At 59.1% G+C, this 19,993-nt stretch carries 18 protein-coding genes; 7 read left to right on the top strand and 11 right to left on the bottom strand.

Features of this window, described 5'->3' with window-relative positions:
- Window positions 1–4: 4 nt before the first annotated feature.
- Together RHM68_RS24110 and RHM68_RS24105 are read left to right on the top strand one after the other, a co-directional pair.
- Window positions 5–1,138: a TIGR03364 family FAD-dependent oxidoreductase gene (locus RHM68_RS24110; protein ID WP_322219496.1), complete on the top strand. Its 1,134-nt coding sequence runs from the start codon at window positions 5–7 to the stop codon at window positions 1,136–1,138.
- Window positions 1,138–1,695: a phosphonate degradation HD-domain oxygenase gene (locus tag RHM68_RS24105; RefSeq protein ID WP_322219495.1), complete on the top strand. Its 558-nt coding sequence runs from the start codon at window positions 1,138–1,140 to the stop codon at window positions 1,693–1,695. Before RHM68_RS24110 ends, RHM68_RS24105 begins: the two co-directional genes overlap by 1 nt.
- 31 nt (window positions 1,696–1,726) lie before the next feature.
- Here RHM68_RS24105 and RHM68_RS24100 read toward each other — a convergent pair whose 3' ends face one another.
- A complete protein-coding gene (locus RHM68_RS24100; protein ID WP_322219494.1) occupies window positions 1,727–3,091 on the bottom strand; it encodes a GTPase/DUF3482 domain-containing protein in 1,365 nt (454 codons plus the stop codon).
- Window positions 3,084–4,463, bottom strand: a complete 1,380-nt coding sequence (locus RHM68_RS24095; protein ID WP_322219493.1) for a DUF2868 domain-containing protein — start codon at window positions 4,461–4,463, stop codon at window positions 3,084–3,086. Before RHM68_RS24095 ends, RHM68_RS24100 begins: the two co-directional genes overlap by 8 nt.
- An 85-nt stretch (window positions 4,464–4,548) precedes the next feature.
- Here RHM68_RS24095 and RHM68_RS24090 point away from each other — a divergent pair, with 85 nt between their 5' ends.
- Window positions 4,549–5,061, top strand: coding sequence for a dihydrofolate reductase (locus tag RHM68_RS24090; RefSeq protein ID WP_322219492.1), 513 nt, complete (start codon window positions 4,549–4,551; stop codon window positions 5,059–5,061).
- A 99-nt stretch (window positions 5,062–5,160) separates the two neighbouring features.
- Here the strand turns inward: RHM68_RS24090 and RHM68_RS24085 are convergent, their stop codons facing one another.
- Complete coding sequence (locus tag RHM68_RS24085; protein ID WP_322219491.1) at window positions 5,161–6,552, bottom strand: L-cystine transporter; 1,392 nt, start codon at window positions 6,550–6,552, stop codon at window positions 5,161–5,163.
- Between the two features lie 239 nt (window positions 6,553–6,791).
- On the opposite strand from RHM68_RS24085, the gene RHM68_RS24080 reads away from it, so the two are divergent.
- On the top strand, window positions 6,792–7,847 hold the full coding sequence (locus RHM68_RS24080) for a haloacid dehalogenase-like hydrolase (RefSeq protein WP_322219490.1): 1,056 nt from the start codon (window positions 6,792–6,794) through the stop codon (window positions 7,845–7,847).
- A gap of 82 nt (window positions 7,848–7,929) precedes the next feature.
- On the opposite strand, the gene ilvD is transcribed toward RHM68_RS24080, so the two are convergent.
- The 5 genes from ilvD to RHM68_RS24055 all read right to left on the bottom strand — a co-directional run bounded on the left by ilvD (window position 7,930) and on the right by RHM68_RS24055 (window position 14,943).
- The gene (ilvD, locus tag RHM68_RS24075; protein WP_322219489.1) at window positions 7,930–9,771 is read right to left on the bottom strand and encodes a dihydroxy-acid dehydratase; all 1,842 of its coding nucleotides are present in this window, start codon (window positions 9,769–9,771) and stop codon (window positions 7,930–7,932) included.
- 259 nt (window positions 9,772–10,030) lie between these two features.
- A complete protein-coding gene (locus RHM68_RS24070) occupies window positions 10,031–11,245 on the bottom strand; it encodes an MFS transporter (protein ID WP_322219488.1) in 1,215 nt (404 codons plus the stop codon).
- The gene (locus RHM68_RS24065; RefSeq protein ID WP_322219487.1) at window positions 11,238–12,215 is read right to left on the bottom strand and encodes a diiron oxygenase; all 978 of its coding nucleotides are present in this window, start codon (window positions 12,213–12,215) and stop codon (window positions 11,238–11,240) included. The genes RHM68_RS24070 and RHM68_RS24065 overlap by 8 nt, the downstream gene beginning before the upstream one ends.
- Complete coding sequence (locus tag RHM68_RS24060; RefSeq protein ID WP_322219486.1) at window positions 12,212–13,291, bottom strand: SagB family peptide dehydrogenase; 1,080 nt, start codon at window positions 13,289–13,291, stop codon at window positions 12,212–12,214. The genes RHM68_RS24065 and RHM68_RS24060 overlap by 4 nt, the downstream gene beginning before the upstream one ends.
- Before the next feature lie 455 nt (window positions 13,292–13,746).
- On the bottom strand, window positions 13,747–14,943 hold the full coding sequence (locus RHM68_RS24055; RefSeq protein ID WP_322219485.1) for a class I SAM-dependent rRNA methyltransferase: 1,197 nt from the start codon (window positions 14,941–14,943) through the stop codon (window positions 13,747–13,749).
- Window positions 14,944–15,210: 267 nt separating this feature from the next.
- On the opposite strand from RHM68_RS24055, the gene RHM68_RS24050 reads away from it, so the two are divergent.
- From RHM68_RS24050 to RHM68_RS24040, 3 genes are read left to right on the top strand one after another with little or no spacing between them, the layout of a single operon-like run.
- On the top strand, window positions 15,211–16,026 hold the full coding sequence (locus RHM68_RS24050; RefSeq protein ID WP_322223929.1) for an HDOD domain-containing protein: 816 nt from the start codon (window positions 15,211–15,213) through the stop codon (window positions 16,024–16,026).
- Between the two features lie 43 nt (window positions 16,027–16,069).
- The gene (mutM, locus tag RHM68_RS24045) at window positions 16,070–16,882 is read left to right on the top strand and encodes a bifunctional DNA-formamidopyrimidine glycosylase/DNA-(apurinic or apyrimidinic site) lyase (RefSeq protein WP_322219484.1); all 813 of its coding nucleotides are present in this window, start codon (window positions 16,070–16,072) and stop codon (window positions 16,880–16,882) included.
- A gap of 55 nt (window positions 16,883–16,937) precedes the next feature.
- Window positions 16,938–17,264 carry a multidrug transporter gene (locus RHM68_RS24040; RefSeq protein ID WP_322219483.1) on the top strand — a complete coding sequence of 109 codons (327 nt, stop codon included), beginning with the start codon at window positions 16,938–16,940 and terminating at the stop codon, window positions 17,262–17,264.
- A gap of 147 nt (window positions 17,265–17,411) precedes the next feature.
- Here RHM68_RS24040 and RHM68_RS24035 read toward each other — a convergent pair whose 3' ends face one another.
- The 3 genes from RHM68_RS24035 to RHM68_RS24025 form a co-directional block, all read right to left on the bottom strand.
- A complete protein-coding gene (locus tag RHM68_RS24035) occupies window positions 17,412–17,663 on the bottom strand; it encodes a YfhL family 4Fe-4S dicluster ferredoxin (RefSeq protein ID WP_322219482.1) in 252 nt (83 codons plus the stop codon).
- 102 nt (window positions 17,664–17,765) lie between these two features.
- Window positions 17,766–18,245, bottom strand: coding sequence for a pantetheine-phosphate adenylyltransferase (gene coaD / locus RHM68_RS24030; RefSeq protein ID WP_045059801.1), 480 nt, complete (start codon window positions 18,243–18,245; stop codon window positions 17,766–17,768).
- Window positions 18,246–18,360: 115 nt separating this feature from the next.
- Window positions 18,361–19,956, bottom strand: a complete 1,596-nt coding sequence (locus RHM68_RS24025) for a GMC family oxidoreductase (RefSeq protein ID WP_322219481.1) — start codon at window positions 19,954–19,956, stop codon at window positions 18,361–18,363.
- Window positions 19,957–19,993: the final 37 nt, after the last annotated feature.

Raw genomic sequence — 19,993 nt, 5'->3', positions numbered from 1 at the left:
CAACATGACACGACACAACGACATGCTGATCGTCGGCGCTGGCATCCTGGGCCTGTCGCACGCTTACGCCGCCGCCAAGCGCGGCCTCAACGTCACGGTTTTCGAACGCAGCGAAACGCCTGTGGGCGCTTCGGTGCGTAACTTCGGCCAGGCCCTGGTCACCGGCCAACCGCCGGGGCCGATGCTCGAACTGGCCAAGGCCAGTCGCGAAATCTGGGGCCAATGGTCGCAGCGGGCTGGCCTGCCACTCAAGCGCAACGGTTCCTATCTGTTCGCTCGTACCGAGGCTGAAGAGCACCTTCTGCAAGCTTTTTGCAACGGTCGCGCTGTGGAGCATCAGTACAATGTCGAACTGCTGCGAGGTGCAGCATTGCGGGATGTGTACGGTGGCCAGTTTGGCCATCACCGTGCGGCGCTGCATGGCAAGGACGACCAGCAACTGTATTCCCGCGAAGCGATTCCATTGCTGATCGATTACCTGCGTCGCGAACTGGGCGTCGAGTTTCATTTCTCCACCCTGGTGCGCGATGTCGAGCCGGGCCGCTTGCACAGCACTGCCGGGCTGTTCAGCGCCAAGCAGATCATCGTCTGTTCCGGCCACGATTATCAGACCTTGCTGGCCGAGCCAATTGCCGCGCTCAATCCGCACATTTGCCGTCTGCAAATGCTCCGTGCCCGACCGCGGATCAACCTGAACCTGCAACACGCCTTGCTCACTGGGCTGAGCTGCGTTCACTACGGCGCGTTTGCTGATTTACCGGAAGCGGCTGACGTGCAGGCGCAGATCCTGCGCGACACGCCGCATTTGCACGAAAACGGCATTCACTTGCTGATCAGTCCGACGCCGTATGGCGAATTGATCATCGGCGATTCCCATCATTACGGCCGGGATCCATCGCCGTTCAACGCCGAACAGGTGGATAACTGGATGATTGAGCTGGCCGAGCAAACGCTGGATTGCCGGGTGCAGGTGCTTGAGCGTTGGCAGGGTGTCTATGGCGCGTTTGGGCCGAGCCCGTTCTCGTTCCTGCGCCCGGCGGAAGGCGTGAGCGTGGCGCTGATGCACACCGGCGTTGGCATGAGCGTCGGGCCGGCGATGGCTGAGCGTAATGTTGCGTTGTTATTGGGAGACGGTTGATGGCGCGTCATGAACAGGTGGTCGCCGAGGTCTTCGGAGTGTATGAGCGCTTTGGCGACACCGATTACATTGGAGAACCGGTGTCACAGATCGAACACATGTCGCAAACCGCCGCGCTGGCCATGGCCGAAGGTTTCGACGACGAAGTGGTGTTGGCCGCGTTCTTTCACGATATTGGGCACATTTGCGCCGTAAGTGGCGAGAACATGGGGGGCTTTGGTGTGGTCAGACACGAACGGCTGGGGGCCGATTATTTGCGTCGAGCCGGTTTCAGCGAGCGCCTGGCGTGGCTGGTGGAGTCTCACGTTCAGGCCAAGCGTTATCTGACGCTCAAAGAGCCGGGTTACTACGAGCGCTTGAGCGAAGCCAGCCGCCGCACGCTTGAGTATCAGGGCGGGGTGATGAGTGCTGCCCAGGCATATGCCTTCGAGCAGGAGCCGCTGCACACCATCAGTTTGCGCATGCGGCACTGGGATGAGCAGGCCAAGGCAATCGGGGTGCCGGTGATGGACCTTGGCCTGTTGAAGGAAAAGGCGTTGCGGTTGCTGGCGGCGTAGGGTCGTTGGCGCGAGATCCGGCCCCGCCGGTCTAAAGCTGCTGCGCCAACACCTCAATCTGCTCCTGCCTTTGCGCCTGACTCAACTTCGCCTGCGGATTGAGCGACGACCATTGCGGGTGCGCCCTCGCCTTATTCAGGACGTCGGGCAGCTTGCCTTCGCGCCAGGTCTTGTCCTGGGGCGCGGCCACTTGAATGCTGTCCACCGCCGCGTGTCCACGCAGGTTCAGTGCCAGTAGTAATTGCCGCTGGCGTAGGGCGAGCAGTCGCAATACGTTGTCGTCGATGGTCAGTTCGCGCTGGCCTTTGATCTTGTCCAGCAAGCGGCTGCCATAGCTGCGCGCAGTTTGCAGGGCGCCGCCAGCAATGGCACCGGCCAACGCCGCCGCTCCAAGGGTCAGGCCGCCCACCAGCAAATCGACACCGGCCCCTGCTGCTGCGCCGGCCGCGATCCCGCTGCCGACCCGCACGCCCAGTTGCTTGAGGGTTTCGGGGTTGAACAGGTCATCGCCCCAACGGCCATCGAGCAATGGCAAATCAGTTGCGGCGGCGTCCTGCGGGCGGAAGGCGAAGAGCTTGAGCAGTGCTTCGACGCAGCGTTGTTCACGCTGTCGCACGGCTTTACGCAGTTCACTGATGGCGTGCTGTTCCTGCTCGGCGTCGCTGGCCACGCTGCGCCTGCACGCGGCGCAGTCGATCAACAACTCGGCGATCAGCCGCGCCGCACTGTGTTGCCGGACCAGGCGCTGGGCCTGCTGGTCGGCGATCAAGCGTTGCAGTTGTTCGCGCGAATGTTCCAGTAACAAGGCCAGGCTTTCATAGAGTCGGCGCTCGCCATCCTCCGGCGGGGCGACGCTGTCAAAACGCACCAAGGCGTGCAGCCCCAGGCGCGCCAACGCTTCGCGCCAGGCCGGCTCGCGCTGGTGGGCGCTGCTGACGAAATTCAACACCGGCAACAGCGGTTTGCCACAACTGGCCAACACTTCCAGCTCGTCGCGGTACTTGGCCAGCACCGGTTCCCTGGCGTCGATCACGTAGAGCCCGGCGTCCGAGGCCAGTAGCTGGCGTAGCACTTTGGCTTCTTGTTCAAAACGCTGCCGTGCTTCGCTGCCTTCCAGGAATCGCGCGACGCGCGCCGGGCCATCGAGGCGTTCGCCTGGGCGGTCCAGCCGTTCAACGTAGTCGAGCAGAGCGATGGCGTCTTCCAGGCCAGGGGTGTCGTAGAGGTCGAGCAATGGCTCGCCGTCGACCGACAGCCGCGCCCCTTCGACATGTCGCGTAGTGCTGGGCCGGTGCGACACTTCTCCGAAGCCGACGTCTCGGGTCAGGGTGCGCAACAACGAGGTCTTGCCGACGTTGGTATGGCCGACGACCGCCAGTTTCAAAGGTTTAGTCATGACCGGTCTCCAGCCAGTTGAGCGGCGCGCAATCGGCGAATGGCAGTTCGAGTTGTTGCAGCGCCGTGTGCCAGTCGCCGAGTCGTTCCGCTTCCAGCGCTTCGCCGGTGGGTGCTTGCAGCAGCCAGACCCGCGTGGCGGTGGCGTTGCGCGCCAGTTCGGCGATTAACGCCAAGCTGCCGCGGTCCGGCGAGCGACGCGGGTCGCAGGCAATGACCAAACGTGCAGGGGGAAAGCGGCTCAACTGTTCAAGAAGTTTGTTTCGAGACTCACGGCTATCGAGAATGCCGGCGTTGTTCACGGATTTTGGCAGCTGAGGCGGCCACGCCCGTTGGTCGTCCAACTCGATGGCCACCAGCAGCGCGCCATCGCTGTGCAGGTCGCTGACACCGCTTTCGACACGGTGCAACTGATCCGGTGCCGCATCGCTGATGCCCAGGCGTTCGCTGCTGGGCATCAACCGTTCACGCAGTTGCGCATAGCCAGGCAGGTTGATGTCCAGGCGCAGGGCGTCTTTGCCGGCTTTCCAGCGCCACAGGCAAAACAGCGCGAGCAGCAGGCGCGGCACCACGCCGTAAACCACCACCACGCCGACCAGCCAGGTCGCCCAGGCTTGACGAGCACTTTCGACGTTGAGCGCGGTGTCGCCGCTGGCGCGGATCATGTCCACCGTGGGCACATTAAACCCGAGCAGCGCTGGCAGGGCGCCGAGGGTTTGGGTCAGGGTGACAAAGGTGTCAGCGCTGAGGAGGGTGGTTTCCCAGACGAAGCCATAACGCCGGGTTGCCATCAGCGTCAGCATGATCGCCAGCGCGCTGAGCATCGCCAGCAACCACGTGCTGTTGACCAGTACGCCGATGGCCCAGCGATTGAGTGCATGCCGTTGCAATAACAGCAGCAGCGCCGGTGCCAGTTGCGCGGCTTTGGCGTCGCGGGCAAGTTTTTCGCTAAGCCACAGCCATAGACGACCGAGTGTGGCGCCGTGCTCACCGGCAAACACCAGGCCCGAGGCCCAGCTCAGCAGCAGAATCAGGTTCAACCCGAGCAGGCTGCCCAAGGCCCAGAACACATTCACCCAGACCTGTCCGTCGCCCAGTGCAGCGAAGGCCAGGCCTGCACCGCTGACCACCGCCAGCACCGCCACTACCAGCAGCGCCAGGCGGGCACCTTGCAGCCAGTGCGTGAGCGCATGGGTTAAACCATCACGTTCGGCCAGCCACAGGGCGCGACGCTGAATTCGCGTCGGCAGATCACCGCCCGCCGTGCGGGCCAGTCGGTTGGCTTCCAGATCGTCCAGGGCGCCTGCGTGTTCTTCACGCAGGCGCACGGTTTCGGTCAGCCAGAGGTTTTGCAGAGGAGTCAGTTCAGTCACGCGCCATCTCGTCGCTCAAATGAGCGCTGAGCATAACCGCTGTGGTGCTTATCGGGGAAAGGGAGGCTCTGGTATCCTCGCCCGTATGACTAAATCACTCCCCCTTAGCCTGATCGCAGCCCTCGGTGAAAACCGTGTGATCGGTGTCGACAACAGCATGCCCTGGCACTTGCCGGGGGACTTCAAATACTTCAAGGCCACCACCCTGGGCAAGCCGATCATCATGGGCCGCAAAACCTGGGATTCGCTCGGTCGTCCGCTGCCGGGTCGGTTGAACATCGTGGTCAGTCGGCAGGTGGACCTCATGCTCGACGGTGCAGAGGTTTATCCGTCGCTGGAGGCTGCCGTTGTGCGCGCTGAAGCGTGGGCGCGCGAGCAGGGCGTCGATGAGTTGATGCTGATCGGTGGGGCGCAATTGTATGCCCAGGGCCTGGCGCAGGCCGACCGGCTGTACCTGACGCGGGTGGCGCTGAGCCCTGAGGGCGATGCGTGGTTTCCGGAATTTGATTTGGAACAGTGGAAGTTGGTGTCGAACACCGAGAATGCGGCGCAAGGGGATAAGCCTGCGTACACCTTTGAGGTGTGGGAAAAAGCCTAGAGGCATCGCGAGCAGGCTGGATCGCACAGTAGGTTTGTGATCGACACATAACCCCTGTGGCATCGAACTTGCTCGCGATAGCGGTCTGTCGGGCGCTACTTAAGCGTGAGCCAACTCCGCATGCTCATCGGCATCCAGCAGCTCTTTATCCGTCTGCTGCATGATCTGGCTGGTAATCGTCCCCGCCGTAATCGCCCCGCTGACGTTCAACGCCGTGCGGCCCATGTCGATCAGCGGTTCGACCGAAATCAGCAACGCCACCAGTGACACCGGCAAACCCATGGCCGGCAGTACGATCAGCGCGGCAAAGGTTGCGCCGCCACCGACCCCGGCTACGCCGGCCGAACTCAGGGTCACGATCGCCACCAGTGTTGCAATCCACAGCGGGTCCAGGGGATTGATGCCCACGGTCGGCGCCACCATCACGGCCAACATCGCCGGGTACAGGCCGGCACAGCCGTTCTGGCCAATGGTCGCGCCGAACGAGGCAGCGAAACTGGCGATGGACGACGGAATACCTAGACGACGGGTCTGTGCTTCGATGCTCAGTGGAATGCTCGCGGCGCTGGAGCGGCTGGTAAAGGCAAACGTCAGCACCGGCCAGATTTTGCGGAAAAAACGCAGCGGGTTGATTCCGGCGGCCGATACCAGCAAGCCATGGACCACGAACATCAGGCCGAGGCCGATGTAGGACACCACGACAAAGCTGCCGAGCTTGATGATGTCTTGCAGGTTCGAGCCGGCGACCACTTTGGTCATCAGCGCCAACACGCCGTAAGGGGTCAGCTTCATTACCAGGCGCACCAGACGCATCACCCAGGCTTGCAGTGTGTCGATAGCGTTGATCACTTTCTGACCTTTCTCGACGTCATCCTTGAGCAGTTGCAGCGCCGCGACACCCAGGAATGCGGCGAAGATCACCACGCTGATGATTGAGGTCGGCTTGGCACGCGCCAGGTCGGCGAACGGGTTTTGCGGGATGAACGACAGCAGCAATTGCGGCACATTCAGGTCAGCAACCTTGCCGGCGTAGTCGGTCTGAATAGTTTGCAGGCGAGCCAGTTCCTGGGTGCCGGCGACCAGACCTTCGGCGGAGAGGCCAAACAGGTTGGTCAGGCCGATACCTATCAGCGCCGCGATGGCGGTGGTGAACAACAGCGTACCGATGGTCAGGAAGCTGATCTTGCCCAGCGACGAAGCGTTGTGCAGACGGGCCACCGCGCTAAGGATTGAGGCGAACACCAGCGGGATCACGATCATTTGCAGCAACTGCACGTAACCGTTGCCGACCAGATCGAACCAGCCGATTGAGGCTTTCAGCACTGGGTTGCCGGCACCGTAAATGGTATGCAGCACCACGCCGAATACCACGCCCAAGGCCAGTGCCAGCAGGACTTTTTTGGCCAGGCTCCAGGAGGTGTGACGGGTTTGCGCCAGGCCAAAGAGCAGGGCGAGGAACACCAGTAGATTGAGAATCAGCGGCAGATTCATAAGGACTCCGATAAGACTTGTGCCAACTGCCTTCCGGGGCAGCTGCGAACCGGCAAGCCTAACAGCTTGATATCTAATGAATTAATACCAAAAACTGAGGTGGACTGTCGTTTTTGGAATAAGCCGCCGCCGCTTTGGGGAATGCGCCTGACGGAATCAGGACGCAAGCGGTCGCGGGCAGGCGAGAACTGTCACAGTTTTTTGTTAGCGTCGATCTCTTTGAATCAGGGAGAAAGCTAATGAAGTTCGCACCGAAATTTCTGGCTGCTGCACTCTGCCTTGGCCTCGCCGGCCAGGTATTTGCTACGGACTTGAAACACTGGCCAGCCGATCAGGCCAAGGCGCTGGACGCGATGATCGCCGCCAACGCTAACAAAGGTAACTTCGCGGTGTTCGACATGGACAACACCAGTTACCGCTACGACCTCGAAGAGTCGTTGCTGCCATTTATGGAAAACAAGGGGCTGATCACCCGCGACACCCTCGACCCCTCCCTGAAACTGATTCCGTTCAAGGACACCGCTGACCATAAGGAAAGCCTGTTCAGCTATTACTATCGCCTCTGCGAAATCGACGACATGGTGTGCTACCCATGGGTTGCTCAGGTTTTTTCGGGCTTCACCCTGCAAGAGCTCAAGGGTTACGTCGATGAGCTGATGGCATCCGGCAAACCGGTACCGAGTACGTATTACGACGGCGACGTGGTCAAGACCATCGATGTCCAGCCGCCGAAAGTTTTCACCGGTCAGGCCGAGCTGTACAACAAGCTGATGGAGAACGGCATTGAGGTCTACGTGATGACCGCGGCCTCCGAAGAGCTGGTACGTATGGTCGCCGCCGATCCGAAGTATGGCTACAACGTCAAACCACAGAACGTGATCGGCGTAAGCACGCTGCTCAAGGACCGTAAGACCGGCGAGCTGACCACCGCACGCAAACAGATCATCGCGGGCAAGTATGACGAGAAGGCCAACATGGGCCTGGAGCTGACGCCGTACCTGTGGACGCCGGCAACCTGGATGGCCGGTAAGCATGCGGCGATCCTGACGTACATCGATGAGTGGAAAAAACCGGTTTTGGTGGGCGGCGATACGCCGACCAGCGACGGTTACATGCTGTTCCACAGTGTTGACGTGGCCAAGGGCGGCATTCACTTGTGGGTCAACCGCAAGGACAAGTACATGACCCAACTCAACGGCATGATGGCCAAGCACGCAGCAGCACAGGCCAAAGAAGGCCTGCCGGTGACTGCGGACAAAAACTGGGTGATCGTCAAGCCGGAAGAGATTCAGTAAGCACTGCGATAATCGTTTCCATGCGCTGCATGGAAACGATCAGTTCACACTGGGTGGGGCTTTTTTGTTCGACGGTTAAGCCTTACAACCCGTCGAGCATCGCTTTGTTGCGCACGGCACCTTTGTCGGCGCTGGTGGCCAGGAGCGCGTAGGCTTTCAGCGCCGTGGTCACTTTACGTGGACGTTTTTCTACCGGTTTCCAGCCTTTCTTGTCCTGCTCGGCACGGCGGGTCGCCATCTCCTCATCGCTGATCAACAGATTGATCGAGCGGTTAGGAATGTCGATCAGCACTTTGTCGCCATCCTGTACCAGACCGATAGCACCACCGGCAGCGGCTTCTGGCGACGCGTGGCCGATGGACAGGCCCGAGGTGCCACCAGAGAACCGGCCGTCGGTCAGCAGGGCGCACGCTTTGCCCAGGCCTTTGGATTTCAGGTAAGACGTCGGGTAGAGCATTTCCTGCATGCCTGGGCCGCCTTTCGGGCCTTCGTAGCGAATGATCACGATGTCGCCGGCCTTCACTTCGTCAGCCAGAATGCCGCGCACCGCGCTGTCCTGGCTTTCGAAGATCTTGGCGTTGCCTTCGAAAATGTGAATCGACTCGTCGACGCCAGCGGTTTTCACCACACAGCCGTCCAGCGCGATGTTGCCGTAAAGCACGGCCAGGCCGCCTTCTTTCGAATAGGCGTGTTCGACACTGCGGATGCAGCCGTTTTCGCGGTCGTCATCCAGTGTTTCCCAACGGGTCGACTGGCTGAACGCGGTTTGGGTCGGGATGCCACCAGGGCCAGCCTTGAAGAAGTGATGCACGGCTTCGTCGGTGGTTTGGGTGATGTCCCACTTGGCGATACCTTCGGCCAGGGTCTTGCTATGCACTGTTGGCAGGTCGGTGTGCAGCAGGCCACCGCGCGCCAGTGAGCCGAGGATGCTGAAGATCCCGCCGGCACGGTGGACGTCTTCCATGTGGTACTTCTGGATGTTCGGCGCGACCTTGCACAGTTGCGGCACGTGACGCGACAAGCGGTCGATGTCCTTCAGGTCGAAGTCGATCTCGGCTTCCTGCGCCGCGGCCAGCAAGTGCAGGATGGTATTGGTGGAACCGCCCATGGCGATGTCCAGCGTCATCGCGTTTTCGAACGCCTTGAAGTTAGCGATATTGCGCGGCAACACCGACTCATCATTGTCGCCGTAGTAACGCTGGCAAAGCTCGACGATGGTCCGGCCGGCTTGCAGGAACAGTTGCTCGCGGTCGCTGTGGGTGGCCAGGGTCGAACCGTTGCCCGGCAACGCCAGGCCCAGGGCTTCCACCAGGCAATTCATCGAATTAGCAGTGAACATACCGGAGCACGAACCGCAGGTCGGGCAGGCGCTACGCTCGTACTCTGCAACTTTTTCGTCAGAAGCGCTGGAGTCGGCGGCGATGACCATGGCATCGACCAGGTCGAGACCGTGGCTGGCCAGCTTGGTCTTGCCGGCTTCCATCGGGCCGCCCGAGACGAAGATCACCGGAATGTTCAGGCGCAGGGCCGCCATCAACATGCCTGGGGTGATCTTGTCGCAGTTGGAGATGCAGACGATGGCATCGGCGCAGTGTGCGTTGACCATGTATTCGACGGAGTCGGCGATGATCTCGCGACTCGGCAGCGAATACAGCATGCCGTCGTGGCCCATGGCGATGCCGTCATCCACGGCAATGGTGTTGAATTCTTTGGCGACACCGCCGGCCCGTTCGATTTCGCGGGCGACCAGTTGGCCCAGGTCCTTGAGGTGGACGTGGCCCGGTACAAACTGGGTAAAGGAGTTGGAAATGGCGATGATCGGCTTTTTGAAGTCGTCATCTTTCATCCCTGTGGCCCGCCACAGTGCGCGGGCGCCGGCCATGTTGCGGCCGTGGGTGGATGTTTTCGAGCGATAATCAGGCATGGAGCACTCCGGGCGGCTAAATCAGGTATCAAAAGGGGAGTGAGCTTCTATTGACGTCTGGAACACTCAGAAATAGCCGCGTGTCCGGAAGTTGCCGATGACTTTGCGGGATCGCCGCTTGCCTCAGCCTGAGCTCATAAACCCGCCGGGGGATGAATGGCGATGAATCCCGCGATTCTACACCGCTGGCGTCAGGAGGGAATGCCGGAAAGTGTTGACCCTGCGCATACCCACCTTGCTCGATGACCGCCGGTCGCCGTTAGTCTGTCCTTGGGCTCAGGCTTTTGGCGCGGCTGTTAATGCGACGATTGAGTACCAAGGCGATGACGCTCAGCATCACAAAGGCGTAGCCCAGCGTCATTTGCAGATTCGCGGCGCTCAAACTGATCAGCGCACTGATCAATCCGCCGCAGATGAAAATCAAGGTACTCCCGGCCGACGCCGAAGTCCCCGCGTTGTCTGGAAACAAGCTCATGGCTTTGGAGGTGGCGGCGGGACGGGCAATGGTGGTGCCGGCGGTGCAAATGATCATGGGAATGAGCACGGTGGCTGCCGACAGCGGGAAATGTTGACCCAGGTAAAGCAGGCCCAAGCCCGACAGCAGGATCAGGGTCAGACCGATGACAATCTGTTGTCCGGGACTGATTCGGTGGCTCAACAGTGTCGCGGCCATGCCACCGAACAGGTAGGCCGCACCGTAGACCAACAGGGTCAGCGAGAAGTCGTAAGGGGAGAGCTGAAGTTGCTCCATGAAAATCAGCGGTGAAATGATAATGAACGAGAAATGGCAGGCGAAGGCGAAGGCTGATATTAGCCAGTAACCCAGAAATTCGAAGTCGGCGAAAACCCGTCGATAAGACTGAATGAAGTTGGGTGGTCCACCCGCTGCGCCTTGAGGAGAGCGCTCCAGAAAAAAACAGGATTTTACGAATACCACCCCCGCCAGCGCGGTGAACACCACGAAGCTGCCTTGCCAATCCAGCGTGGCTTGCAGGAAGGTGCCGGCCAGTGGCGAGACAGAAATGAAAACCCCGGTGACGGTGACCATGAAAATCCGCAAGCGATCACGTTCTGCACCCTTGAACAGGTCCTGCACCAGTGCTTGAGAGAGGACGAAGCAGCCGCAGCCCACTGCCTGGATAACGCGAAAAACCAAAAAGGAGGCGTAGTCCGTGGACAGCACGCAGCCTATCGCCCCCAGCATGGAAATTCCCATACCTGCCAGCAACAGCGCCTTGCGCCCGATCACGTCCGACAGTGGCCCGATCAGCAACTGGGACAGTGCAATGCCGACGGCGAATAGGCTGATGGACAGCGCAATATCGGAAGGTGTCGTGCGAAAGTGTGCGGCCAGCGCCGGAAACGATGGCAGTAGAACATCGAGCGGGAAGACCCCGAGTAGCACCATGGCCATCAACAGGATGATTGCGGAGCGGCGTTTTTTGAGACTGACAGTAGATTGCTCTTCAGCCATCGACGAGTCCTGCCTGTGTGAAAAGTTGCTGGTTGTAGGGCAGGTCGAAGAACCCTGCCTGGTTCAGGGCGTGAAGCGTGGCGCCAGCCCCGGAGCGGGCGCGCTGCGTCAGGGCTTGCAGACCTGTCAGGTCGGCGAGAATGTTAGCGATGCACGTCTCTTCCAGGGCCACGCTTCGCAGGCTGTCCTTTAGCCAGCGTTCATCGACTTCAAAGAAAATCAGAAGGATGTCCAGCAGCAGCCTGGCGGCGAATGTTCGTTGGCTGCTGTTCAGCGTCAGCCATAAATAATGGAACACTTCTGAGAAGTAGCGACTGTGGCGAGCCTCGTCGGCGAGGTGGTCCCTGAGCATTTCCTGGACCCCGGATACCAGCGTGTCGCGGCAAATGTCGAGTAGCTCCCTGGCGATGATTGTTTCGGACACAAAGCCGACGAGAAACCAGGCCAAGGCCTTATGCCGGTCAGGCGTTTGTCCCAGCAGGTTGTTCAGGCGGCTGATTCGCTGGGGCATCACTGGGCGCTGAGCAATGCCGTAGAGGCTGGCAATCTGCTCCGCGAGGGTATTGGAGAACAGTGCGTGATAGCCCTCGTCGGTGTAGAGCTGAAGTGCAGCGGTTTTCATCCGTTGGGGAATATTGACGCCCAATTCGTCGTGGACAATGGTTTCTACGGAGCGGTTGACGATTCGGTGTTCGAGCAGCGTGGTGTAGTCGAGGAAATACACCAGGTGATTGGCGGTTAATCGATGGACGATCGACGGGCCGGCCTGTTTGATGGTCGGGTGACTCAGGTAGGGTAAAAAGGCTGGTGGGAACCAGTGGCGTGTTTGCAGTTGATGCTCCAGGTCCGATGGCAACAGATAGCTGTTCTTGCTGGTTCGTACTGAGGCGCGAGCATCCCAGTCGCCAAGGGTGAAACGCTGGCCCCAGGCATCGGAGAGGGACGGCTGACTGCCGCTGGCATCGGTCATGGTTGCACGCCCTGGCGGTTCATCAGTATTTTCAGTTCCTCGCACATTACTTGGCCATTACTTTGGCCGCAGCCGACGAAAAACAGCGGTTGTTCTGCGCTGTGATCAAGCTGCAGTAGCGTTTCGACCTGGTCGTCGGCCAGCGCTCCAGTCAACCAGGTGCTCATGCCCAGTGCCGTGGCGACCAGTTGAAAGGTCTGGGAAATATGGCCCGCCTCGACATAGGCCATTCGGTAGGCCCGTGAGTGCTCGTATTTCCACCACAACTTGTCGAAACGGGCGCTGATGAACAGCCCTGCAGGTAAATCGTTGATGAAATGCTGGCCACACAGAAGCTGGCCCAAAGGCGATCCCGGCAGCGGGTTGACGAAGCTCAAGGCATGTTCGGCGGGGTGGTAGGCGTAGAGCCCGGGTTCCAGGCAATTGACGTTTTGCACATAAAGAAAGCCTTCGCAGGCATTCAATCCGCCACCGGAAGGGCTGCTGCGTCGGGCGCCTAGACCAGCGGCGACGGCGTCATCGACATCGTTTTCGCGTTCTTTCAGATAACCGAGGGACAGGTAAAGTAGCGTGCTGATATCTCGCAGGGACATTGCCTCGCCGGTGAAGGTGCGGCAGGTCTTTCGACGGAACAGCGCATCAACCAGATGGCAGGCCGGTAATTCGCAAGGTGCGGGCAGGGCAATCAGTTCGCTGGCCGAGTGGCGGGCGAGACGGGCATTCGGCGCGGGCGAGGCCAGTACTTCGTTGCAATGATCCAGGTAGTCTCTCGACCATTCATGAATGTTTTCGGGAATGTGTTCGCAAGGAATATTTTTGGTGCCGATATGGAATATTTTGGACAGTTCATCCCAGCCCCATTCAACCGTGTCGGGCATTGAAGTTGTCAGGATTCCGGTGTTAAAAAACTGAGTGTCTATTGTGTTGTTGTTGTCGAACAATGCAGGGTTGCAGGTAAGTTGCGCCAGTCGATTTGTATATTCAAGATTGAGTTCAAATTGTTTGTGGTTTTTGTAATCCCATACTATTTGGCTTGGTGTACGAGGCAATATGAATAAATGCGGATTTATGTACATTATTGGCAGTTCGCTCTGGACAGGACCATATAAAACGCTGGGTAGCCGGCACTCCCCAACGTCTCAATTACTTAGCGGGCTTTCGGTGCAACCAGAAAAGCCAGGTTAGCGATTTTTTTGGTTTCCAGAGTAATTGCTTTCATGGTGTAACTCCTTGTAGTTGAAAGTGGGCGTCACTTCTTGGTGACAACTCAATCATAGTTTGTAATGAATTCTTATCAAGTGGATATTGGGTAGGAAAGTTCCAGTAATTTTGTGAGAAGTATCCTATGGCTTTTAACAACTTGTAGGCTGATTCTTTCAAATAAGAAGCGCAGGGAAACTTCCTGCGCGATGTTAAGCCGGCAAGAGTCAGAAATAGATGGTTTTAATGATGGGCCAACAAAATAAGCCGATTGAAAGTCATCGGTTGAACGCAAACGGGGAGCCTGCTGGCCCCCCGTTACCCTGACTAATTAGCTGTTTGGCAGCAGGCGGCAGGTGATGCTCTTGATGTAGCGAGTTTCGGCAATGGCCGGGTGAACCGGGTGATCCGGACCCTGGCCGCCACGTTCCAGCAACTGGATGTTGCGATCCAGGTGGCGGGCGCTGGTCAGCAGGATGTTCTGCAAATCATCTTCAGGCAGGTGCATGGAGCACGAAGCGCTGACCAGAATGCCGTCCTTGCTCAGTAGGCGCATGGCTTGCTCGTTCAGACGACGGTAGGCACCTTCACCGTTCTTCATGTCTTTTTTGCGTTTGATGAACGCCGGAGGGTCGGCCACGATGACGTCGAAACGCTCTTCGCTGGCTTTAAGCTCTTTCAAGGCTTCAAACACGTCGCCTTCAATGCAGGTCATTTTGTCGGCGAAACCGTTCAGCGCCGCGTTACGCTCTACGCCATCGAGGGCGAAGGCCGAAGCGTCAACGCAGAACACTTCACTGGCGCCGAAAGCGGCTGCTTGCACGCCCCAGCCGCCGATGTAGCTGTACAGGTCAAGTACGCGCTTACCTTTGGCATAAGGTGCCAGGCGCGCACGGTTCATGCGGTGGTCGTAGAACCATCCGGTTTTTTGGCCTTGCATGACCGGCGCTTCGAACTTCACGCCGTTTTCTTCCAGCGCTACCCATTCCGGCACCAGGCCGAATACGGTTTCGACGTAGCGGTTGAGGCCTTCGGCATCGCGAGCAGCAGAGTCGTTCTTGAACAGAATGCCGCTTGGCTTGAGCACTTGGGTCAGCGCCGCGATCACGTCTTCTTTATGCGCTTCCATGGTCGCCGAGGCGATCTGGACCACCAGAATGTCACCGAAGCGATCGACCACCAAACCTGGCAACAGGTCTGAATCACCGTAGACCAAGCGATAGAACGGCTTGTCGAACAGGCGATCGCGCAGCGACAGGGCTACGTTGATGCGATGCACCAGCAGCGATTTGTCCAGCGGCAACTTGATGTCGCGCGACAGCAGGCGAGCACAGATCAGGTTGTTTGGGCTCATGGCAACGATGCCCAGCGGCTTGCCGCTGGCGGATTCGAGTATTGCCTGGTCGCCGGCATTGAAGCCGTGCAACGGGGTGGCGGCCACGTCGATTTCGTTGCTGTAGACCCACAAGTGGCCGTTTCGCAAGCGACGGTCGGCGTTGGCTTTAAGGCGCAGGCTAGGCAGGGACATGACGTCGCTCCGGAAAAAAGAGCGGAAGTATAACGTGTTGCGCAAGACCTCGGCTGGGCGGATAGACCTGTGGCGAAGGAGCGTGTCCTCTTGCGACTAAAGCTTGGGGTTTGGGCGAAGTGAATTGATGCGTTTTTCGGCGATCTACCGGCCAAAATATCGAATTCAACTTTATAAAGGTTAGAATCGCCGCCTGCCCCAGAGTGCGTATTTATGTCCCAAGAGCTGACTAACGAACAGATACAACAGTCCCTGCAAGGCATCAGTGTGCCGGCCCAACCGCAGATCATGGTGGACCTGCAGATGGAGCAATACATGCCTGACCCGGATCTGGAGGTGATTGCGAAGCTGATCGCCCAGGACCCGGGCCTTTCTGGTTCTTTGCTGAAGATCGTCAACTCTCCCTATTACGGTTTGAGCAACAAGATTGCCTCGATCCAGCGTGCGGTGAATCTGTTGGGCAGCCGTTCGATCATCAACCTGATCAACGCGCAGTCGATCAAGGGCGAGATGAACGATGACACCATCGTGACCCTGAACCGGTTTTGGGACACCGCGCAGGATGTGGCGATGACCTGCCTGACCCTGGCCAAGCGTATCGGCACCCAAACCGGTGACGAGGCTTATGCGCTGGGCCTGTTTCACGATTGTGGTGTGCCGCTGATGTTGCAGCGCTTCCCTGATTACATGAGTGTTCTGGAAGAAGCGTATGCGAACGCCGGTCCCGAGTGCCGTGTGGTGGACACCGAGAACCGGGTGTTCAACACCAATCACGCCGTGGTCGGTTACTACACCGCCAAGTCGTGGCATCTGCCTGAGCACGTGACTGCGGCTATCGCCAATCACCACAATGCCTTGGCGATTTTCAGCGATGAATCATCGCGCAACAGTCAGTTGAAGAACCTGCTGGCGATCCTGAAGATGGCCGAACATATTTGCGCGTCCTATCGCGTATTGGGTAATCAGACTGAAGACCATGAGTGGCACAGCATCGCGCCGTTGGTGCTCGATTATGTCGGCCTCTCGGACTACGACTTCGAAAGCCTTAAGCAAACGATTCACGACCTCGGCGGCCGCCACTGAGTGTCGGACGTGTCCTGAGTTGATCGCCTGATCCGAGAGCGCTATGCCTGAATTGCCAGAAGTCGAAACCACCCGCCGCGGCATTGCACCGCATTTGGAAGGTCAACGTGTTAGCCGGGTCATCGTGCGTGACCGGCGTCTGCGCTGGCCGATCCCCGAAGACCTGGATGTGCGGTTGTCCGGCCAGCGCATCGTGTTGGTGGAGCGACGGGCAAAGTACCTGCTGATCAATGCCGAAGTCGGCACGCTGATCAGTCATTTAGGCATGTCGGGAAATTTACGCCTGGTGGAAGTCGGCATGCCGGCCGCCAAGCACGAGCATGTGGATATCGAGCTGGAATCGGGCCTGGCGCTGCGCTACACCGATCCGCGTCGTTTCGGCGCCATGCTTTGGAGCCTCGACCCGCTCAATCATGAGTTGCTGATCCGTTTGGGACCGGAGCCGTTGACCGATTTGTTCGACGGCGATCGTCTGTTCCAGCAATCGCGCACGCGTTCCATGGCGGTCAAGCCGTTCATCATGGACAACGCGGTGGTGGTCGGTGTCGGCAATATATATGCGACCGAAGCGCTGTTCGCCGCAGGTATCGACCCGCGCCGTGAAGCCAAGAGCATTTCCCGGGGGCGTTATTTGAAACTGGCGCTCGAGATCAAACGTATTCTTGCCCACGCCATTGAGCGGGGCGGCACGACGTTGCGCGACTTCATCGGCGGCGACGGTCAGCCGGGTTATTTCCAGCAGGAGTTATTCGCCTACGGCCGTGGCGGTGAGCCTTGCAAAGTCTGTGGTACGCCGTTGCGTGAAGTGAAACTTGGGCAGCGCGCCAGCGTTTTTTGCCCTCACTGTCAGAGCTGATCAGGCCCGAAGGTCTATAGTCAGTGTTCTCAATGCCTAGTCGAAGGACCGTCCCATGAATTCGTTTCGAACCTTTGCCATTGTTTTGCTGCTGGGTATCGGTCAGCCGGTGCTGGCGTCTGAAAACGGTGGCAGCGGCGACCCTCGCTATGCGATCCAGAATCCACCGGCCTACGCCATGATCGGCGATTTGTTGATTGCTCGACCGCTATTGGTGGCAGCGACAGTGATCGGCGCCGGTGTGTTTGTGGTGTCTTTGCCGTTTACCGCGCTGGGTGGCGGGGTCGGCGATGCGGGCAAAGCGCTGGTGGTTGATCCGGCGAAGGCTGCGTTTGTGCGATGCCTGGGGTGTGTCGGAGATGGGTTTGAGGAGCGCCAGTGAGACCGGTTGCAGAGCTGCGGATGGTCTCATCGCGAGCAATCGCGCGCCCGCACGGGGATTTTTGTGTTCACGTCACCTGATTAACAACACACAGACACCGTGTGGGCGAGCTTGACCGCGATGTCGTCAGCACAAACACCGCAGTAATTAAGCCTTGCCGGTAATGACCTTGTACTTCGCCATCAACTGCTCTTCAGTCTCCGGATGCGCTTCATCCAAGGGGATGCAATCCACTGGGCAGACCTGCTGGCACTGGGGTTCGTCGTAGTGGCCGACACATTGCGTACACAGGTTCGGGTCGATCACATAGATCTCTTCGCCCTGGGAAATGGCAGCGTTCGGGCACTCGGGTTCGCAGACGTCGCAGTTGATGCAATCGTCGGTGATGATCAGGGACATGCTAACTCCAGCCAGGGCGGCAGGCCCGGGCGCAATAAATCAATGCGCGCAATTGTGCCGCATTGGCGCCGGCAGTGCACGCGGGCGCCGCTCTAGCGGTCGTTACTTCTTGAAGCGCTCGGTGAGTGCATCCGCGACAGCTGGGTGAACGAACTTGGTGATATCGCCGCCCAAGGCCGCAATTTCACGCACCAGCGTCGAGGAGATGAACGAATAGCGCTCGGACGGTGTAAGAAACAGGCTCTCCACATCCGGCGCCAGTTGGCGGTTCATGTTAGCCAGCTGGAATTCGTATTCGAAGTCAGAGACCGCACGCAGACCACGCAGGAACACGTTGGCGTTCTTCTCTTTGGCGAAGTGCGCCAGCAGCGTCGAGAAGCCGACGACTTCAACGTTTGGCAGATGTTTAGTGACCTCGCGGGCCAGCTCCACTCGTTGTTCCAGGGGAAACAGCGGGTTTTTCTTCGGGCTGGCGGCGACAGCGATGATCACGTGATCGAACAGGCGCGAGGCGCGTTCGACCAGATCGCCATGGCCCTTGGTAATAGGGTCGAAGGTACCTGGGTACAACACTCGGTTCATCGCGTCGTCCTGGCGGGAGTCCGTTGGGGAGTCGGATGGTATCGCAGCCTTCCCGGTCGGGAAAGTCGCCTGTTGGATAAGAAAGCACTATAGACGACGGGAATAATCTGGTTTTTTATGGGTTTTGCAGGCGATCAGCCAGTGAAGTCGCCAGTTGCGCGGTCAGCCCATACACCGACAATTGAGGGTTTGCCCCAATGCTGGTAGGGAACAACGAGCCGTCGTGTACCGACAGATTGCTCAGTTGATGATGCCGTCCAAGGCTGTCGGTAACGGTGTTTTTCGGATCTTCACCCATCGCACAGCCACCCATCACATGGGCGCTGCCCAGACGCGTGCGATACAGCTCAAGGCTCAGGCCATCGATCAGCGTGCGGGCCTCGGCGAGGGTTTTCACGTAGCGCGCATCGACGTGCATCGGCATCACCGCCTTCGCGCCACCGGCGAACTGAATCTCGGCCATGCTGTGAAAAGCCCGACGCACGCCATCCCAGGCATAGGGTGAAACCTGGTAATCAAGCACTGGGCTGCCATCGCCGCGCAACTCGACGCTGCCGCCGGGGCTGTCCGGATGGAAACCGTCGCGCAGCAAAGCCAACATGGCGTGGGTGTGGGGCAGGTTTTCCATATGTTGTGAGTTTTCCTGGCCGAAGCCGCCGAGCAGGGTAGCGGCCAGTGCGGGTTGCAGCGGCGGTACTTCGAGCTTGTAGGACATTTTGCCGGTGGTGCCGTCCTGCCATTGGAAATGGTCGGAGTAAATAGACTGCGGTGCGCCGTAGAACGGGTTGATCACTTCGTCGAACAACCCGGCGGACATGTTGACCAAATGCAGGAAGGTTCGCTTGCCCAGACGCTTGTGCGGGTCGGGCGCCTCAGAACGTAGTAGCAGCGCCGGGCTGTTTATCCCGCCGCCGGCCAGTACGTAATGCCGCGCCTTGACGGTGATGGTGTGCCCGGTAGGCGCCACACAACGGTCGTCCATTGCTACGCATTGCAACCCTGTGACCTTGCCGTCCTTGATCGAGAGCGTTTCGGCGCGGGCCAGATAGAGTAACTCGCCGCCCTTTTCCAGAGTGGCTGGAATAGTCGTCACCATCATCGATTGCTTGGCGTTGGTCGGGCAGCCCATGCCGCAGTAGCCGAGGTTCCAGCAACCGCGAACGTTGCGCGGTATCACATGCCAGGCGTAGCCGAGTTTTTCGCAACCTTTGCGGATCACGTCGTTGTTGGCGTTGGGCGGGACCTGCCAGGGCGCCACGCCCAGCCGTTGTTCCATTTTTTCGAACCACGGCGCCATTTCGGCCGGGCTGTGGCCTTTGACGTTATGTTCTTTGGCCCAGTGTTCCAGGGTCGGCTCTGGGGTGCGGAAACTGGAGGTCCAGTTGATCAACGTGGTGCCGCCTACCGCCCGACCCTGGAGAATGGTGATCGCGCCGTCTTTGCTCATACGGCCGATGCCTTCCTGATAAAGGCTGGTGTAGGCCTGGTCTTCAAGCATCTTGAAGTCGCTGCTGGTCTTGAGTGGTCCTTCTTCGATCAGTAACACCTTGTAGCCCGCGGCGCTGAGAATCTCGGCCGTGGTTCCGCCGCCCGCGCCGCTGCCAATGATGGCGACGTCCGCTTCCAGGTGCAGGTCCTGGGTCAGTTGCGCGCCGTTGTAAGTTTTCCAGCCACGGGCAAGGCCTTCGCGGAACGGATCGGGTACGGGCATTTTCAGGTTCTCTTGTTATTTTGGGTTCAGTGGTGAG

This window comes from Pseudomonas sp. DC1.2, from assembly GCF_034351645.1.
GTDB lineage: Bacteria > Pseudomonadota > Gammaproteobacteria > Pseudomonadales > Pseudomonadaceae > Aquipseudomonas.
Note: the sequence above shows the minus strand (reverse complement) of the source record. Positions and strands in the feature narration are given on the sequence as shown.

Coding starts and splice junctions, on each gene's coding strand:
- RHM68_RS24110 (WP_322219496.1), top strand. CDS start 5: ATGACACGACACAACGACATGCTGATCGTCGGCGCTGGCATCCTGGGC.
- RHM68_RS24105 (WP_322219495.1), top strand. CDS start 1,138: ATGGCGCGTCATGAACAGGTGGTCGCCGAGGTCTTCGGAGTGTATGAG.
- RHM68_RS24100 (WP_322219494.1), bottom strand. CDS start 3,091: ATGACTAAACCTTTGAAACTGGCGGTCGTCGGCCATACCAACGTCGGC.
- RHM68_RS24090 (WP_322219492.1), top strand. CDS start 4,549: ATGACTAAATCACTCCCCCTTAGCCTGATCGCAGCCCTCGGTGAAAAC.
- RHM68_RS24085 (WP_322219491.1), bottom strand. CDS start 6,552: ATGAATCTGCCGCTGATTCTCAATCTACTGGTGTTCCTCGCCCTGCTC.
- RHM68_RS24080 (WP_322219490.1), top strand. CDS start 6,792: ATGAAGTTCGCACCGAAATTTCTGGCTGCTGCACTCTGCCTTGGCCTC.
- ilvD (WP_322219489.1), bottom strand. CDS start 9,771: ATGCCTGATTATCGCTCGAAAACATCCACCCACGGCCGCAACATGGCC.
- RHM68_RS24070 (WP_322219488.1), bottom strand. CDS start 11,245: ATGGCTGAAGAGCAATCTACTGTCAGTCTCAAAAAACGCCGCTCCGCA.
- RHM68_RS24065 (WP_322219487.1), bottom strand. CDS start 12,215: ATGACCGATGCCAGCGGCAGTCAGCCGTCCCTCTCCGATGCCTGGGGC.
- RHM68_RS24060 (WP_322219486.1), bottom strand. CDS start 13,291: ATGTACATAAATCCGCATTTATTCATATTGCCTCGTACACCAAGCCAA.
- RHM68_RS24055 (WP_322219485.1), bottom strand. CDS start 14,943: ATGTCCCTGCCTAGCCTGCGCCTTAAAGCCAACGCCGACCGTCGCTTG.
- mutM (WP_322219484.1), top strand. CDS start 16,070: ATGCCTGAATTGCCAGAAGTCGAAACCACCCGCCGCGGCATTGCACCG.
- RHM68_RS24040 (WP_322219483.1), top strand. CDS start 16,938: ATGAATTCGTTTCGAACCTTTGCCATTGTTTTGCTGCTGGGTATCGGT.
- RHM68_RS24035 (WP_322219482.1), bottom strand. CDS start 17,663: ATGTCCCTGATCATCACCGACGATTGCATCAACTGCGACGTCTGCGAA.
- coaD (WP_045059801.1), bottom strand. CDS start 18,245: ATGAACCGAGTGTTGTACCCAGGTACCTTCGACCCTATTACCAAGGGC.
- RHM68_RS24025 (WP_322219481.1), bottom strand. CDS start 19,956: ATGCCCGTACCCGATCCGTTCCGCGAAGGCCTTGCCCGTGGCTGGAAA.